The organism is Roseateles sp. P5_B10 (assembly GCF_056400485.1).
The window spans coordinates 1-14,628 of record NZ_JBFULE010000070.1 but is presented as its reverse complement, the minus strand read 5'-3'; the positions used below and the strand labels follow the sequence as shown (position 1 = coordinate 14,628).

At 66.2% G+C, this 14,628-nt stretch carries 16 protein-coding genes; 2 read left to right on the top strand and 14 right to left on the bottom strand.

Annotation, left to right across the window (positions count from 1 at the left end):
• On the bottom strand, positions 1-720 hold a 720-nt coding region (locus AC1DU6_RS07390; RefSeq protein WP_477856465.1), incomplete at its 3' end, for a transaldolase.
• A 123-nt stretch (positions 721-843) separates the two neighbouring features.
• Here AC1DU6_RS07390 and zwf point away from each other — a divergent pair.
• Together zwf and AC1DU6_RS07380 are read left to right on the top strand one after the other, a co-directional pair.
• Positions 844-2,289 (top strand): glucose-6-phosphate dehydrogenase, encoded by a 1,446-nt coding sequence (gene zwf, locus AC1DU6_RS07385; RefSeq protein ID WP_477856463.1) that lies wholly within the window; start codon positions 844-846, stop codon positions 2,287-2,289.
• Between the two features lie 2 nt (positions 2,290-2,291).
• Entirely contained in the window at positions 2,292-3,152 is an 861-nt protein-coding gene (locus AC1DU6_RS07380; protein WP_056203638.1) for a MurR/RpiR family transcriptional regulator, read from the top strand.
• Here the strand turns inward: AC1DU6_RS07380 and AC1DU6_RS07375 are convergent, their stop codons facing one another.
• From AC1DU6_RS07375 to AC1DU6_RS07315, 13 genes are all read right to left on the bottom strand, one after another.
• Positions 3,153-3,461, bottom strand: coding sequence for an STAS domain-containing protein (locus tag AC1DU6_RS07375; RefSeq protein WP_056203352.1), 309 nt, complete (start codon positions 3,459-3,461; stop codon positions 3,153-3,155). It lies immediately after the preceding gene.
• 2 nt (positions 3,462-3,463) lie between these two features.
• Positions 3,464-4,114, bottom strand: coding sequence for an MlaC/ttg2D family ABC transporter substrate-binding protein (locus AC1DU6_RS07370; RefSeq protein ID WP_056203349.1), 651 nt, complete (start codon positions 4,112-4,114; stop codon positions 3,464-3,466).
• A gap of 88 nt (positions 4,115-4,202) precedes the next feature.
• Complete coding sequence (locus tag AC1DU6_RS07365) at positions 4,203-5,063, bottom strand: MlaA family lipoprotein (RefSeq protein WP_477856460.1); 861 nt, start codon at positions 5,061-5,063, stop codon at positions 4,203-4,205.
• The gene (mlaD, locus tag AC1DU6_RS07360; protein WP_457350026.1) at positions 5,060-5,560 is read right to left on the bottom strand and encodes an outer membrane lipid asymmetry maintenance protein MlaD; all 501 of its coding nucleotides are present in this window, start codon (positions 5,558-5,560) and stop codon (positions 5,060-5,062) included. Before mlaD ends, AC1DU6_RS07365 begins: the two co-directional genes overlap by 4 nt.
• Before the next feature lie 12 nt (positions 5,561-5,572).
• Entirely contained in the window at positions 5,573-6,352 is a 780-nt protein-coding gene (gene mlaE, locus AC1DU6_RS07355; RefSeq protein ID WP_457350028.1) for a lipid asymmetry maintenance ABC transporter permease subunit MlaE, read from the bottom strand.
• Complete coding sequence (locus AC1DU6_RS07350; RefSeq protein WP_457324266.1) at positions 6,349-7,152, bottom strand: ABC transporter ATP-binding protein; 804 nt, start codon at positions 7,150-7,152, stop codon at positions 6,349-6,351. The genes mlaE and AC1DU6_RS07350 overlap by 4 nt, the downstream gene beginning before the upstream one ends.
• Positions 7,153-7,240: 88 nt before the next feature.
• Entirely contained in the window at positions 7,241-7,900 is a 660-nt protein-coding gene (locus AC1DU6_RS07345) for an energy transducer TonB (RefSeq protein ID WP_457324265.1), read from the bottom strand.
• Entirely contained in the window at positions 7,879-11,376 is a 3,498-nt protein-coding gene (locus AC1DU6_RS07340) for a pilus assembly protein (protein WP_477856456.1), read from the bottom strand. The genes AC1DU6_RS07345 and AC1DU6_RS07340 overlap by 22 nt, the downstream gene beginning before the upstream one ends.
• 19 nt (positions 11,377-11,395) lie before the next feature.
• Positions 11,396-11,989 (bottom strand): hypothetical protein, encoded by a 594-nt coding sequence (locus AC1DU6_RS07335; protein ID WP_477856455.1) that lies wholly within the window; start codon positions 11,987-11,989, stop codon positions 11,396-11,398.
• An 82-nt stretch (positions 11,990-12,071) separates the two neighbouring features.
• Positions 12,072-13,160 (bottom strand): PilW family protein, encoded by a 1,089-nt coding sequence (locus tag AC1DU6_RS07330; protein WP_477856453.1) that lies wholly within the window; start codon positions 13,158-13,160, stop codon positions 12,072-12,074.
• A 20-nt stretch (positions 13,161-13,180) separates the two neighbouring features.
• Positions 13,181-13,588 carry a type IV pilus modification protein PilV gene (gene pilV / locus AC1DU6_RS07325; protein WP_457324210.1) on the bottom strand — a complete coding sequence of 136 codons (408 nt, stop codon included), beginning with the start codon at positions 13,586-13,588 and terminating at the stop codon, positions 13,181-13,183.
• Positions 13,589-13,613: 25 nt separating this feature from the next.
• Complete coding sequence (locus AC1DU6_RS07320; RefSeq protein ID WP_477856450.1) at positions 13,614-14,225, bottom strand: GspH/FimT family pseudopilin; 612 nt, start codon at positions 14,223-14,225, stop codon at positions 13,614-13,616.
• 7 nt (positions 14,226-14,232) lie between these two features.
• Positions 14,233-14,628 (bottom strand): type IV pilin protein (locus tag AC1DU6_RS07315; protein ID WP_477856448.1); only part of this gene is annotated, 396 nt, incomplete at its 5' end.

Sequence of the window (14,628 nt, the reverse complement as noted above, 5' to 3'; positions counted from 1 at the left end):
GGTCAGCAGGTCGCAGCCGGCCAGCGCCTGGATCTGGCCGATGTTGCGGAAGCTCGCGCCCATGACCTCGGTCTTGATGCCATGCTGCTTGAAGTAGGCGTAGATCTGGCTCACCGACTTCACGCCGGGGTCGTTGACGCCGGCCATCGCCGCCTCATCCCAACTGCTGCCGGCGAACTTCTTGTACCAGTCGTAGATGCGGCCGACGAAGGGAGAGATCAGCTGGACCTTGGCTTCACCGCAGGCCACGGCCTGGGCGAAGGCGAACAGCAGCGTCAGATTGCAGCGGATGCCTTCGCGCTCCAGTTCGGCAGCGGCCTGGATGCCTTCCCAGGTCGAGGCCAGCTTGATCAGCACGCGCTCGCGCGAGATGCCGGCGGCTTCGTACAGGCCGATGATGCGGCGGGCGCGGGCGAGCGACGCGGCCTTGTCGAAGGACAGGCGCGCATCGACCTCGGTGGACACACGGCCTGGCACGACCTTGAGGATCTCGAGACCGAAGCGCACCAGCACCTGGTCGACGATCTCGTCCAAGGGCTTGCCGCGATGCGCCTCAACTGCTTCCTTCAGCAACGGCGCGTAGTCGGGCGACTGCACCGCCTTCAGGATCAGTGAAGGGTTGGTCGTTGCATCTCGCGGTGCAAACTGCGCGAGCTGCAGGAAGTTGCCCGTATCGGCAACGACGGTGGTGAGGGTTTTGAGCTGGTCGAGCTGGTTCATGGGCTGCCTGTATCCGGGTCGAACGGATTGACCCGACGAAGAAACTGCTGCATAGTATTTCACGAAACTTAGTTACACAACGGTTAGCGCTCCATGGGAGACGCTGGCCTGGAGACCCCGCAGATGTCTTTCGATCTCGTGTTCTTTGGCGGTACCGGCGACCTGACATGGCGCAAGCTGATGCCCGCGCTGTTCCAGGCCTTCCGGCACGGCAAGCTGCCCGAAGGCGGCCGTATTCTCGCCGTCGCGCGTGACGACCAGACGGACGAGCGCTATCGCGAATGGCTGAAGGAGCGCTTCCGCGAAGTGGATGGCGCCAAGCGTCCCAACGACGAGGAGTTCGAGCGCTTCGCGGCGCTGATCCATTACCGCCGCATGGACTTGTCACAGCCCGATCACTACGCCGGGCTCAAGGAATGGCTGGACGCGCGCAACGCCGACACCGTCGTCCTTTATCTCGCCACCAGCCCGCACCTGTTCACCGGCATCTGCCAGCAACTCGGCGCCGTGGGCCTGAACCACGACAAGGTGCGCGTGGTGCTGGAGAAGCCGCTGGGCCATGACCTGGCCAGCGCCCAGGAGATCAACCGCGCGGTGCGCAGCGTCTTCGCCGAAGCGCAGGCCTTCCGCATCGACCACTACCTCGGCAAGCCCTCGGTGCAGAACCTGATGGCGCTGCGCTTCGGCAACGCGCTGTTCGAGCCGCTGTGGCGCCGCGAGAGCATCGCCAACATCCAGATCACGCTGGCCGAGCGCCTGGGTGTGGGCACACGCGGCGCCTTCTACGACGGCACCGGCGCGCTGCGCGACATGATCCAGAACCATGCGCTGCAACTGCTGACCATGATCGCGATGGAGCCGCCGGCGCGCAACGACGCCGACGCCATCCGCGACGAGAAGCTCAAGGTGCTGCGTTCGCTGAAGCCCTTCACGCCCGATAGCGTCGCCCGCGACGTCGTGCGCGGCCAGTACCGCGCCGGCAGCATCGAAGGCAAGGCCGTGCCCGGCTATCTGGAAGAGGTCAAGGTGCCGCCCGACAGTGCCTGCGAAACCTTCGTCGCGCTGCGCACCGAGGTCAACAACTGGCGCTGGGCCGGCGTCCCCTTCTACCTGCGCACCGGCAAGCGCCTGGCCGAACGCGACGCACAGATCGTCGTCAACTTCCGCCCCGTACCGCACAAGATCTTCCCCGGCGCAAGCCAGCCCAACCGCCTGGTCATCAAGCTGCAGCCCGAGGACGGCCTGGAGTTGCAACTGCTGGCCCAGAAGGGCGCCGGCCACGGCGAACAGTTGACGCCGGTGTCGCTGGACCYGGACTTCGACAAGGCCTTTGCGACGCAGCGCGTCGGCGCCTACGAGCGCCTGCTGCTGGATGCGATCGCCGGCCGCCTCAACCTCTTCGTGCGCAGCGATGAGCAAGAGCAGGCTTGGCGCTGGGTCGAGCCCATCCTTGACGCGTGGGAGGCCGACGCGAGCGGGCCGCGCCCCTATTCGGCAGGCTCCTGGGGCCCGGCCGCCGCAAGCGCACTGGTCGCGCGTGATGGTTTCAGTTGGGCGGAAGAACAATGAGCATTCTTGAGCGCGTGAAGGCGGCCCTGCCGGCCCTGCCGCCGGCCGAGCAACGGGTTGCCAAGCTGTTGCTGCTTGATGCCCGCAGCTTCGCCAGCCTGCCGGTCAGCGAGTTGGCCGACCGGTCGCATGTGTCCAAGCCGACGGTGGTGCGCTTTTGCCGCAGCGTCGGCTATGACGGCCTGGCCGACTTCAAGCTGAAGCTGGCCGGCAGCGTCAACGAAGGTGTGCCCTTCGTGCACCGTGCCGTGGACGAGGACGACAAGACGGGCGACATCATCGTCAAGGTGGTCGACAACGCCGTTGCCGCCCTGCTGCATTACCGCAACGATGCAGCCAGCCATGCCTTCGAGCGCGCCATCGACGCGCTGACCGATTCGGCCCGCCACAACCGACGCATCGAGTTCTACGGCGTCGGCAACTCCGGCATCGTGGCCCAGGACGCCCAGCACAAGTTCTTCCGCCTGGGCGTGAACACGGCGGCGACCAGCGACGGCCATGTGCAGCTCATGAGTGCGACCATGCTGCAGCCAGGCGATTGCGCCGTCATCATCAGCAATTCTGGGCGCAGCCGCGACCTGCTGGATGCGGCCGACATCGCGCGCAAGAAGGGCGCGACCATCATCATCATCACGGCCAGCGCTTCGCCGTTGGCGCAGTTGGCGCTAGGCCCCAGCCAGATCCTGCTGGCGGTGGACCATCCCGAAGACTTCGACCGCTATAGCCCCATGGTGTCGCGTTTGCTGCATCTGATCGCGGTGGACATCCTGACCACGGGCGTGGCGCTGAAGCTGGGCCAGCACCTGCGGCCCATGCTGCAGGAGATCAAGAAGAATCTGCGCGCGAAACGTTACGCGGGCTGATCAGACGGCCGCGGCAGGCGGCCACAGCAGTTCGGCCACGCCGTAGACGCGAGCCAGTTCGCGAAGCTTGTCGGGCGCGTTGTCCAGCTTCAGCGTTGCGCCCTGCTCGGTGCACTGGCGCCCGGCCGACAGCAACACGCTCAGCGCCGCGGAATCGAAATCCTTCAACTCGGCAGCCGACAGCCTGACCTCACGGCCGGCCGCCGCCAGCACCTGGGCGGCCTCGGCGCGCAGGGCGGGCGACATCTGCGCCCAGGCGGCGCGGGCGCCGTCCGTGCGCAGCCGTGCAGGCAGCTTCAGGCCGCTCAAGATCAGCCCTTGGCGGCGGGAGCGCCGGCCTTGGCGTTCTTGTCCGCCAGGCTCTTGATCAGGCCGTCGATGCCGTTGGCGCCGATCTCCTGGGCGAAGCTGTTGCGGTACTGGTCCGCCAGCCAGATGCCCAGCACATTGACGTCATAGATCTTCCACTCGGCACCGGCCTTCTCCAGGCGATAGTCGAGCTGGATGGCATCGCCCTTGCCACGGATCTCGGTCTTCACGACGACCTCGGTGTCGGTCGGCTGGGCGCGCAGCGGCTTCAGGCCGATGGTCTGGTCCTTCACCTGCGTCAGCGCGCCGGCATAGGTGCGCACCAGCAGGGTCTTGAACTCGGCCTGCAGCTTGGTCTGCTGCTCCGGCGTGGCCTGGCGCCAGAAGCGGCCGACGGCCGATGCCGTCATGCGCTGGAAGTTGACGTGAGGCATCACCTTGGCGTCGACCAGGGCGATGATCTTGTTGACGTTGCCGGCCTGGATGTCCTTGTCGGCCTTGACGGCCTCGATGGTTTCCAGGGACAGCTGGCGGATCAGCTGGTCGGGCGTGCCGCCATCGGCCGCATGGGCGCCATGCACGAGGCCAAGGCTCAAGGTCGCCAGGGTGGCCACGGTGAGCAGGCGGCGGCGCAGGGATTTCAGCACAGTCATGGTTTCGCTTTCTCTGAACGGGACGGGCGCTCAACGCGCCAGTCCGGATTTTGGTTGGCTCTCGGGACGTAACCGTTCGCGTGCGGATTCACCGCGCCGCTGCAGAGGCAGGCTCGGCAGGCTTCTTCACGTTCGCCGCGGGTTCGGACGCCGCAGGCTCGGGCGCTGAAGCTGCGGTGGCCGCTGCCGAAGCGCCGTTGCCCGGCACGAGCACCTCGACCTCGTCGTCATCATCGAAGCTGCCGCGGCGTTGCAGATAGGCGTCGCGGTAAAAGGTGTATTTGTCCAACGCAATGCCATCGAGCATTTCACCGGCACGCAGGAAGTTGGAGCGCGTGTTGACGAGGCTCAGCGCGGTAATTGCGACCTTCTTGCGGCCATCGTCGAAGATCACGCCCGGCGAGGCCTGCCAGTCCACCGGCAAGGCCAGCGAGTCGCGCACCGAGGACGGGCCGAACAAGGGCCAGACGATATAGGCACCCGTGCCCATGCCCCATTTGCCCAGCGTCTTGCCGAAGTCCTGGCTGTTCTTCTCCAGGCCCGCTTCGGTGGCGATATCCAGCACGCCAGCCAGGCCGAGCGTCGAGTTGACGGCAAAGCGCATGCCCTGCTCCACACCGGCCTTGAAACGACCCTGCAGGAACAGATTGATCGCCGACCAAGCGTCGCCGATGTTGCCGAAGAAGTTGTCGACGCCGGTACGGATGGGCGCAGGCACGATCTCGGTATAGGCGGTCGCGACGGGCTTGAGCACGTTCTCGTCCAGCTTCTCATTGAAGGCGAAGACCTTGCGGTTCCAGGATTCCCAGGGATCCAGCCGCTGGCCCTTGGAGCCCATGACCTTGTCGACAGCCCGCTCGATGCGCGTGCCGACACCCTTGACGGTCTGGCAACCCGCCAGGCTCAGGGCCAGGACAAACAGGGCCAGCATGCGGACGATACGGTTCACGGCTTGCTCCCCGAGGCAGGTACTGCCGCTGCGGCGCTGCCCATGTCCGACGCCTTGCTGTTGATGAACTGGCCAATGAGGTTTTCCAGCACCACGGCGCTCTGCGTCTGCCTGATGATGTCGCCGCTGGCGAGGTTCTTCTCATCCGCACCCGGCTCCAGGCCGATGTACTGCTCGCCCAGCAGGCCCGAGGTCAGGATCTTGGCCGAACTGTCCTTGGGGAACTGCGTGTTCTTGTACATATTGAGCAGCACCTTGGCCTGGAAGGTCTTGTCGTCGAAGCTGATCGACTCGACACGGCCGACGACGACGCCGGCGCTCTTGACCGCCGCGTTAGGCTTCAGGCCACCGATGTTGTCAAAACGCGCCGACACCTGGTAGGTGGCATCGAAATTGAGGCTCAGCAGGTTGCCAGCCTTGAGCGCGAGGAACAGCAGCGCAGCGCCGCCGATCAGCACGAACAGGCCCACCCAGGCGTCATATCGAGAGGATTGCATCCTTCCTTCTCCCTAAATCGAAAACATCATGGCGGTCAGCGTGAAGTCCAGGGCCAGCACGGCCAGCGACGACAGCACGACGGTACGCGTGGTCGCTGCCGACACGCCCTCGGGCGTGGGCCGGCAACCATAGCCCTGAAGCAGCGCGATGAAGGTGACCGTCACGCCGAACACCAGGCTCTTGATGACACCGTTGCCGACGTCCTTGAACACATCCACGCCGCCTTGCATTTGCGACCAGAAGGCACCGGGGTCGATGCCCAGCAGCGGCACGTCAACCAGCCAGCCGCCCATGATGCCAACCGCCGAGAAGACCGCGGCCAGCAAGGGCATCGCGATCAGCCCACCCCAGAAGCGCGGCGCCAGCACACGCTGCACCGGGTCCACGGCCATCATCTCCATCGCGGTGAGCTGCTCGCCGGCCTTCATCAGGCCGATCTCGGCGGTCAGCGACGTCCCGGCGCGGCCCGCGAACAGCAGCGCCGTGACCACCGGCCCGAGCTCGCGCACCAGGCTCAGCGCAGTCAGTAGGCCCACCGCTTCCCGGGAGCCGTAGCGCTGCAGCGCGTAGTCGCCCTGCAGGGCCAGCACGGAGCCAACGAACAGGCCCGACACGCCGATGATGAGCAGCGAGCGATTGCCCAGATAGAAGAGCTGCTCGCGCACGAGCACGAAACGCATCAGCGCCCGGGGCGAACAGGCGAGCAGCGCGCCGAACAGCCGCGCGGCGGCGCCCAAATCGGCGAGCAGCATGCGCACGCTCAAGCCCAGGTTGGCGGCCAGCGCCATCATGACGCCACCCCGAAATCCTCGGCCACCGGCACGGCAGGCTGGTGAAAGCGCACCGGCCCGTCAGGCTCGGCACCCACGAACTGCCGCACCAGCGGGTCATCGCTGTGGCGCAGCTCGTCCGGCGTGCCCTGGGCGACGATGCGGCCATTGGCCACCATCGCCACCTCGTCGGCGATCTCGAAGGTCTCGTGCAGGTCGTGCGAGACGATGATGCTGGTCAGGCCGAGGGCGTCGTTCAGATCGCGGATCAACCGGGCAGCCACGCCCAGCGAGATCGGGTCCAGGCCGGCGAAGGGCTCGTCGTACAGCACCAGGTCCGGGTCCAGCGCGATCGCACGGGCCAGGGCCACGCGCCGGGCCATGCCGCCGGAGACTTCGCTGGGCAGCAGGTCACGCGCACCGCGCAGGCCGACGGCATTGAGTTTCATCAGCACCAGGTCGCGGATCATGGCCTCGGGCAGGTCGGTGTGCTCGCGCAGCGGGAAGGCCACGTTCTCGAAGACGCTGAGGTCGGTGAACAGCGCGCCGAACTGGAACAGCATGCCCATGCGCCGGCGCACGGCGTACAAGCCGTCCAGGTCCAGCGGCGCCAGGTCCTGGCCGTCGAACAGCACCTGGCCGCTCATGGGCCTGAGCTGGCGGCCAAGCAGGCGCAGCACGGTGGTCTTGCCGCCACCCGAAGTGCCGATCAGCGCCAGCACCTTGCCGCGCTCCAGCTTCAGGTTGACGCCGTCCAGCACCACGCGGTCGCCGTAGCCGACGCTGACGTTGCGCAGTTCAATCAGAGGTGCGGTTGCCAAGAGATTCACGCAGGCAGGCTGCAAGCCGGGGGCGGGAGAAAGGGCGCCATGATAGGGGAAACACCAAGCCTTCCCGCACGCCCGGCCTTCAAGGCGGAGCGGCGACTTTCTCCGACTCGAAGTTCACCTCGATGCGCATCCAGGACTTGACCGCCTGGCCATTCAGCTGACCGGGGCTGAAATCGGTTGCCATGAAAGCCTGCCGCGCCGTCTCGAACAGCGGCTCGGGCAGCACGGCGTCGCCGTCGGGCTCGACGCGCTCGACCCGCCCCTGCTCGTCCAGGTAGAGCTTGAGGATGGCGTTGTAGGACCGCCGCACCGGCCAGTTGAGAGGCCATTGCAGCAGCACGGGCGTGCGCGCCACGGGCCCGACGCTGAGCAGCGCCCGCGGCACATAGACGGCCGGCTCAACGACAGACACCGCGGGTTGCGGCGAGGGCTCACGGGAAATCTCAGGCGGAAGGGGCGACGGCACCGTCGCCGGGCCAAAGATGGCGGCCGCAGGCGACGGTTGCTCGGCGGCCGCCGCAATCGGCGTGACGGCAGGCGCGGCCACGTACCGCACCTTCAGCGCCGCCGGCGCGTCGGTAGGCTTGGGCAGCAGCTGGTCCCGCTTCCAGTCGCTCAGCGCCTGCGCCCCGGAGGCGAGCAGCGCGAGGTGTGCCAGCGCCGCCCCGGCCAGGCACCACCACGGCGCCCGTACCGAGCCGCTGGCGCCTGCGCCTCTCAGTTCATCAGCTCGCGCCATGAGGTGCGCCGCAGGGTGCCTGGCGGCAGGTTGATCGGGTCAGCACCTGTGCGGGGGACGTTCTTGCCGTCGACCTGCTGCACCAGGGTCAGCAGCTTGCCGGTGGAGCTGACGATGGATGTGATACCTGCCACCAGCGTCGTGCTGGAATAGGTCAGCAGCGGCTTGCCGGAACCGACGTCCAGGTAGTAGAGCCAGGAAGTGCCGCCGGGCGAGCAGACGGTCGGCTGTGGGATGTTGGTGGCGACGATGAGCTGGTTGAGCTGCTGGTCGAAGTCGACGTTGACCCGCTCGCCGGCGCTGAGGCTGAGATCGACGTACCAGCCCTTTTGCGTGGCCCAGTTGATGGTCGCACCGCTCACCAGGCCGCTGCGGTCGGCTTTCAGCGTCTGCTGAACCATGTTGGCATTGCTGCGCAGGGCGCCCAGGCCAGACACCGCCAGGTCGTCCTTGAAGCTGTAGATGGACTGCAGCGAGGTGTCGCCGACGTCCGTCGTGCCCAGGTAGCGCCCCGTGGCAACCGACACGATCGGATATTTGTAGTTGCCATCGATGATCTCGCTCAGCACCGGCTTGGTCGTGACGGGCTGGTTGCTGCCCGTCTGGCCCAGCAGCATGCTTTCCTTGCCGGCCGTGCCGTAGTTGTCGTCGAAGTCGAAGCGCCAGACATTACCGAGCATGTCGGCACCGTAGACCCGCGATGCGACGCCGACCTTGTCGTCATCCACCCAGGCGTTGATCTTGCCCAGATTGCTGGGCGTGCCGGCGCTGCCCGCCGTGGTCGCAATCTTGCTGTTGGTTGCGCCCGTCACGGCGTCCACCACATACAGATAGCCCAGGCCCGTGTTGTTGTAGCCGGAGGTGAACATCACGACCCAGCCGCCGGCCTTGTTCTTGGTGATGATGGGGTTGCCGTAGCTGTAGCCCAGGTCGGCGTCGGTGGAAAATTCCCACAGGGCCTTGGGAGCGGTGGGGTCGGTGATGTCAAGGGCGTAGTAGCCCTTCCCCCCCTTGCCCAGGCCGCCCACCAGGATGGTGCGCCATTTCGTGCCGTCGTACACATCGCCCACCACCGGCGCGCCGTCGACGAAGAAGCGGTGCTTGGATTCATAGGCGGCATCGGCCAGCAGGTACATGTTGGACATGACCATGGACGGCACGTAGGCCCACAGCTCGGTACCGCTCGTGCTGTCTGCCACGTTGTCCTTGTCCACGACTTTGATGGCGTGCAGCATGCCGTCGTTGGCACCGACATAGAGCACACCAGGCCGCTTGGCTGCGGCGAACGCGCTATAGCCAGCGTCGCTCAGGTTCAAGGGAGACTGCTTCACGTAGACCGGCGCGCCGTTGACGATGTCGCCCAAGGGCCCGGTGCGGGTGCGGAACACCTTGTCGGCATCGGCGCTGGCGGACTGTTCGTAGGTGGTACTGCCGCTCAAATAGCTGATGAGATTGGCGGCCGTGGCCTTGGGCTTGGCGCCCGCATCCATCGTCGTGCACTGGCTCAGCTTCTCCGCCCCGGTGGTGCACAGGTTCTGGAAGTTGCTCGCCTTGCCGGCGGTGCTCAGGTTGGTCTCGGTGAAGTCGACGAGGCTGTTGCTGCCGTTGTTGAACAGGATGGTGCGCGAAGCCTGGGTCTTGATGCGATCGGCGGCCGACCAGATCGGCGCGCTGGGGTTCAGCACGGCGCCCGTACCGGTGTCGATCTTGAACGCATTGACGGTGCCGTCCCAGGTCTTGGTGGTGTAGAGGGGGATGAACAACCAGTCATCGCCGGCGGACGGTGTCAGTGAGCTGGTGGCCGCCGCGGCGGAGCTGCCGGTGGCAGCGTCGATGCGGGTCAGCGCATCCACGAGGCTGGCGGCCATCTCGGACGCGTTGTTGGCGCTGTAGTAGGTGCCGCGCCCGTTGACGGCGGCATGCCAGAGATCATCGACGGCCGTCAGCGTGTTGGACTTCGGCTCGGGCCAGACCTTGTTGCCCTGCTTGATGTCGAAGAAGTCGCCGCTCCTCTGGGTTTCGTAGTTCTTGTCGTAGGTCAACGTCCCGCTCAGGCCCAGGCCCATCGCGAACGTGGTCATGTGCTGGGCCGGGTTGTTGTCCTTGGTGTCGACCGGCACGATGTTCGCGCAGACGTCCTGGTTGGCGACCGAGCCCGTGCAGTTGCCCAGCGCCGAGGTGCGCAGGTCGTTGACGTAGTAGTACTGGGCCACGTCGGCCAGCGTGTCGGCGTAGCCGGCGCCGCCGTTGCCCTCATCGCGCATCGGCCGCGCCACCGACGCGCCCGCATCGGTGTTGCCGACACCCACGGTGCCGGCCAGATCCTTGTGCGTGATGCTGCCCTCGTTCCAGTAGCCGTCCGTCGAGAGGATGGTGTAGTTGCGCTGGCAGGCGTACTGCATCGGGTCGCTCTGCCCGCTCAGCTTGTTGGCGAAATAGCGCCCCGCCCGCGCCAATGCCGRCCGCAGCGGCGTGGCGCTGTTGCCCGACGTGCCGTACAGGCGGCTGAAGAAGTCGGTCTTCTGCGTACCGCTGTCGAAGTCACGGATGTTCAGGAAGCCCGTGCCGTCGGCACCGGTATTGGCGTACTCGCTGATCTTGGAGAAGCCAACGCGGAATCGAGTGGCGTCGATCTTGGCGAAGGCCATGCCGGCACCGGCCCGCATGGCCAGCATGCGGGTGCGGTAGTAGGAGAACCAGTTGGCATAGTTCTGCTTCTGCGCGGCGGTCGCGTTCTGGGAGCGCACGACGTCGAAATCGGGGCCTGCGCAGCTGCTGCCCGTGTTCCCGGTCTTGGGCGTCGCCCAGAGGAAGGGCCCATAGTCACCCTCGGTCTTGGTCGTGGTGACGGTTTTTTGGAGGGAGCAACTGTTGGCTACGTTGTTTTTGCAGGTCTTGCCAGGTGCGTTGATACGCGTATACGAGGTCACGACGGTGGTCGTCCTGATGGTGCCGCTGTCGTAGGTCGACGTGGAGGTGCTGCCAGGTACCGCACAGGCGGGATCGTTCTTGGCGCCGCACACCGCGGATGAGACCGACTGGGTGGGCGTGCCGACAGTCGCCCCGACGACGTTGGGCGTTTCCGGGTTGTCGTTGCTCAGGTCGACGGTGCTCGAGCCGCTCTTGTAGCCGTCGTTCCAGGCAGCCGTGAAAGTGGCGTCCGCCATCGACGTGCCATCGGATTTCAAGGGCGCCGGATAGTTGCGGTTGGGGTCGTAGAAGATCTTGTTGGCGCCGACCCAACCGAAGCACACGTCGCCGGTGGGCGCGTCGTCGGGCAGGTAGTTGTCGCTCATGGAGCCCGAGTCATCAAGCACGAACATCAGGTTGGAGCGCACCAGCGTGCCATTGGTCGTGCTGGCCAGCGGTCGGTCGGCCAGGTCGGCGGATCCTGCACTGGCCGTCAGTGCGGCCAGGAGCATGGACAGCCCCCCGACCATCCACCGCAGCCCAGGGAGAGAAGAGGTCGTATTCATGCTGGATCTCCTGCGCGGCTTACRGCTGGACGATGGTTTCGGTAAACGAGACGGTGCCGCGCGCACTGGTGGCGCGCACGACGATGCGGTAGAACTGGGAATTCGTGACGACGGTCTGCGCCTTGCCGTCCTTGTAGCTCTGCACACCCTTGTTGCCGCCGCCGGTGAGCGACGAGCCGGTCGGCACCGCGCAGTCGACTGCCGACGGTGCGCCTTCAGCCGCGCACAGCCGCGTGATGATGTAGCGCGCCGTGTTCGCGCCACCATTGAGGCTGATCTCGGCGGACGGGCTCACGCAGTTGTTGAAGCTGCCCGCCGCGTAGAGCGAGCAGTTGGCGGTGCCGCTGCCGGTCCAGTCCACCACCACMCGCGCGTTGCTGGTGGAACCCTGGCCGGTCATGTCCAGCGAGTCGCGGCTGCTGGCGTAGTAGCCGGCGGCGGCCCGGTCGTTGTGCAGGTTCGTGCCGGCATTGGCGTTCAGGTAGGCCACGGCCGACTCAGCGGCCTGGCTGGCCGCCGACGTTGCATCTTGCTTGAACCCGAGGTTGCCAATGACCAGCGAGCTGGTGTCCACCGACCGCACCAGCGCCACCGCGGCCAAAGAGATGACCACGAGGGCGATCAGTGCAAATATCAGCGAGACCCCGCGCTGCCGGCGGGTCGCCGTTGTCCTGGTTGCGTGGCAGTCCGTCATTTCATATTCCCCAGATCACGTTGCGCAGGGGTGCCGTCACCTCGAATACCGAGTAGCGGTAGTGCTTCCAGTCCGGCACGCCGCTGACCACCAGGTCCAGGCAATTGCTGCTGCCGCAAGTGGTAGCACCGGTGACGGTGGTTGCCTTGCCGACGTCCCACTTCGGCGCGGCCACGGTCACTTCGTCCTTCTGGTAGCTGCCGCTGCGCGCGACGATGGCAATCCTTACTGCCTGCACTTGCCGCCAACCTGCGTTGGTGGTGGGCGTCACGTTGTCGTAGGTATCCACGACGCGGTCGGCATTGGTGTCCTTGCCATACAGGGCGCGCAGGTAAACGATCTGCGGGAACAGCTCCTGCGACTGCATCCCGCCCGAGGCCAGGTCCAGGGTCTGCTGTTGCAGGTTGTAGTTGGCATCCACCGCGAAGGTGCGCAGCACCAGCTGACCCGCGTTGATCAGCCGATCGCCCGCAAGATAGCCCGCAGCCGGCGCCACCTGCGCGCCGCTGTTCCAGGGCGACGCGCCATGCACGACCTGGTTGCTGTTGGCGATCTGCGTCACCTGGTAGGCGCCGCACCAGTTGGTGGCGGAGTAGCCGGCGGGCACGGCGATCACGATGTCGCTCACCGAGATCCCCACCGCCGACCGAAGGGTGAATCGATTCGCGGTGATCGGGTGGTTGACGCTCACGATCGCCGGCACGGCATAGGCCCGGCTGGACGACATGACCGTGACGCTGTCCGGAGCGCCATTGGCCCCTGCGGTGATCACCACCGGCGCGAGCGTCCAGTTGAAGGCGCCCGTACTCGTATGGTTGGCGACGACCGGGCAGCCGAGTGTGGGCAAGGAGAGCTCGTCGATGAGGCCATAGCCGGCCATCTGGATTTCGCGCTGCAGGGTGTACAGCCCCAGGGCGCCGTTGACCTGGGCATCGGCACCACCGGTCGTCACGCGCTTCTGCCCTTCGGCGAAGGACAGCACCTGGGCGGTGACCAGCACGACGACCAGGCCCAGCAGCAGCCCGATCATCAGCTCGATGAGCGTCGCGCCGCGCACGGCCGCCCGGCGGGGGGTCAGTTTGGAATTCAAGACCATCACGGCAGCGGCCCTCAGTTGATGGACGAGGCCATCGTGAATCGATTGGTCGACTCACCAGCCGCCGTCCAGCGGATCTCGATGGACACCGCCCCCGTGGCCGCCACGGTCACCGTGGACTCGCCGTTGGGGAGTCGGGCCGCCACGCGGGCCTGCCAGTCCTGACAGGCAGCCCCGCAACTGGCCGTGGCGTAGGCGTTGAGGCCGGTGCGGTTGGTCCACATCTCGCCGAGCAACTGCTGGGCGAGGAAGGCCGCCTCGGCCCGGAAGGTGGCGGACGTCTGGGCGCGCGTCATGGCCCCTTGCAGCCCGACGACGCCCAGCACGCCCATCGCGCAGATCAGCAGCGCGACCAGGGCTTCGAGCATCGCAAAGCCGGTGTGCTGGCTGCGGCCAGCCTTCAGGTTCGAGCTTGCTTTCATGCCTTGGACTCCATGATGCAGCGGGTCAGCATTTGCGCGGATCACTGCTGGCGGTGACCTTGGGCTCGCACATGCGGATGGCGCCGCCGGTCCCGACGACGATGCGCAGCGCGCGGAAGTCATCGCCAGGGACGTTGTTGTCGATGTTCAGCGTGGTCAGCGTGGCCGCGGGCGACATGTCCACAGCGCGGCCGAAGCCGTTGAAGACCACGGTGTCCGCGTCTTTGCTGGCGACATCGTCCCCATGCACCACGACCGATTGGCTGCCGCTGCCGGTGGCATGCTTGTCCAGGATGCGGGGCTCGGTCGTGTCGCTGACTGCGGTCGCGCACTTACCAGCCGGGTCGTCAAGGCTGACCACCCACGACATGCCGTCCTCTCCAACCGAGCAGCTGTTGTCCATCACCGCCGAGTTGCTCAGGCGTACGAGCGAGAAGCGCACATTGGTGTTGCGCCGCATCGCCTCGGCGCGAGCGCGCTGCAGGCCAGTCTGCAGGGACGTGGCCACGCTGCGGATCTGGGTGTTGCGTATCCAGGCGCTGGCGCTGGGCATCACGGCCATGAGCAGCAACGCCATCAAGGCGACCACCACCACCAGCTCGATCAAGGTAACGCCCCTCAGGGCCGGCCGCTTCATGTTCACCTCAGCACTCGCTGCCCTTGGCGAGCCAGCAGTTCTTGCCGGTCACGGCCGCACCCTTGAAGGTGGTCGTGGCCTGCACGTTGGATTGGTTGATGGTGTACACATGCCCCACCGACGCCGTGCCTGTCTTGCCGGTGGCGGTGATGGTGTAGCTCTGAGCGCTGATCAGGCTGCAGGCATAGGTGAAGTTCTTGGCACCGTTGGGAACGAAGGTCTTCCAACTCGGGGCGGCGGCGGCGTCGACGCAGGTCGTGGTCCCGTAGTTGCGGTTGTCCTGGTAGTACTGTTCCATCTTGATCCGGTAGTCCGCCAGCTGCGAGAAGCTTTCGGACAGGGAGCCGCGGCGCACGTAGTCCTTGTATTGCGGGACAGCCACCGCTGCCAGGATGCCCACAAT

Coding starts and splice junctions, on each gene's coding strand:
- AC1DU6_RS07345 (WP_457324265.1), bottom strand. CDS start 7,900: ATGGCGCGAGCTGATGAACTGAGAGGCGCAGGCGCCAGCGGCTCGGTA.
- AC1DU6_RS07370 (WP_056203349.1), bottom strand. CDS start 4,114: ATGACTGTGCTGAAATCCCTGCGCCGCCGCCTGCTCACCGTGGCCACC.
- mlaE (WP_457350028.1), bottom strand. CDS start 6,352: ATGATGGCGCTGGCCGCCAACCTGGGCTTGAGCGTGCGCATGCTGCTC.
- AC1DU6_RS07320 (WP_477856450.1), bottom strand. CDS start 14,225: ATGAAGCGGCCGGCCCTGAGGGGCGTTACCTTGATCGAGCTGGTGGTG.
- pilV (WP_457324210.1), bottom strand. CDS start 13,588: ATGAAAGCAAGCTCGAACCTGAAGGCTGGCCGCAGCCAGCACACCGGC.
- mlaD (WP_457350026.1), bottom strand. CDS start 5,560: ATGCAATCCTCTCGATATGACGCCTGGGTGGGCCTGTTCGTGCTGATC.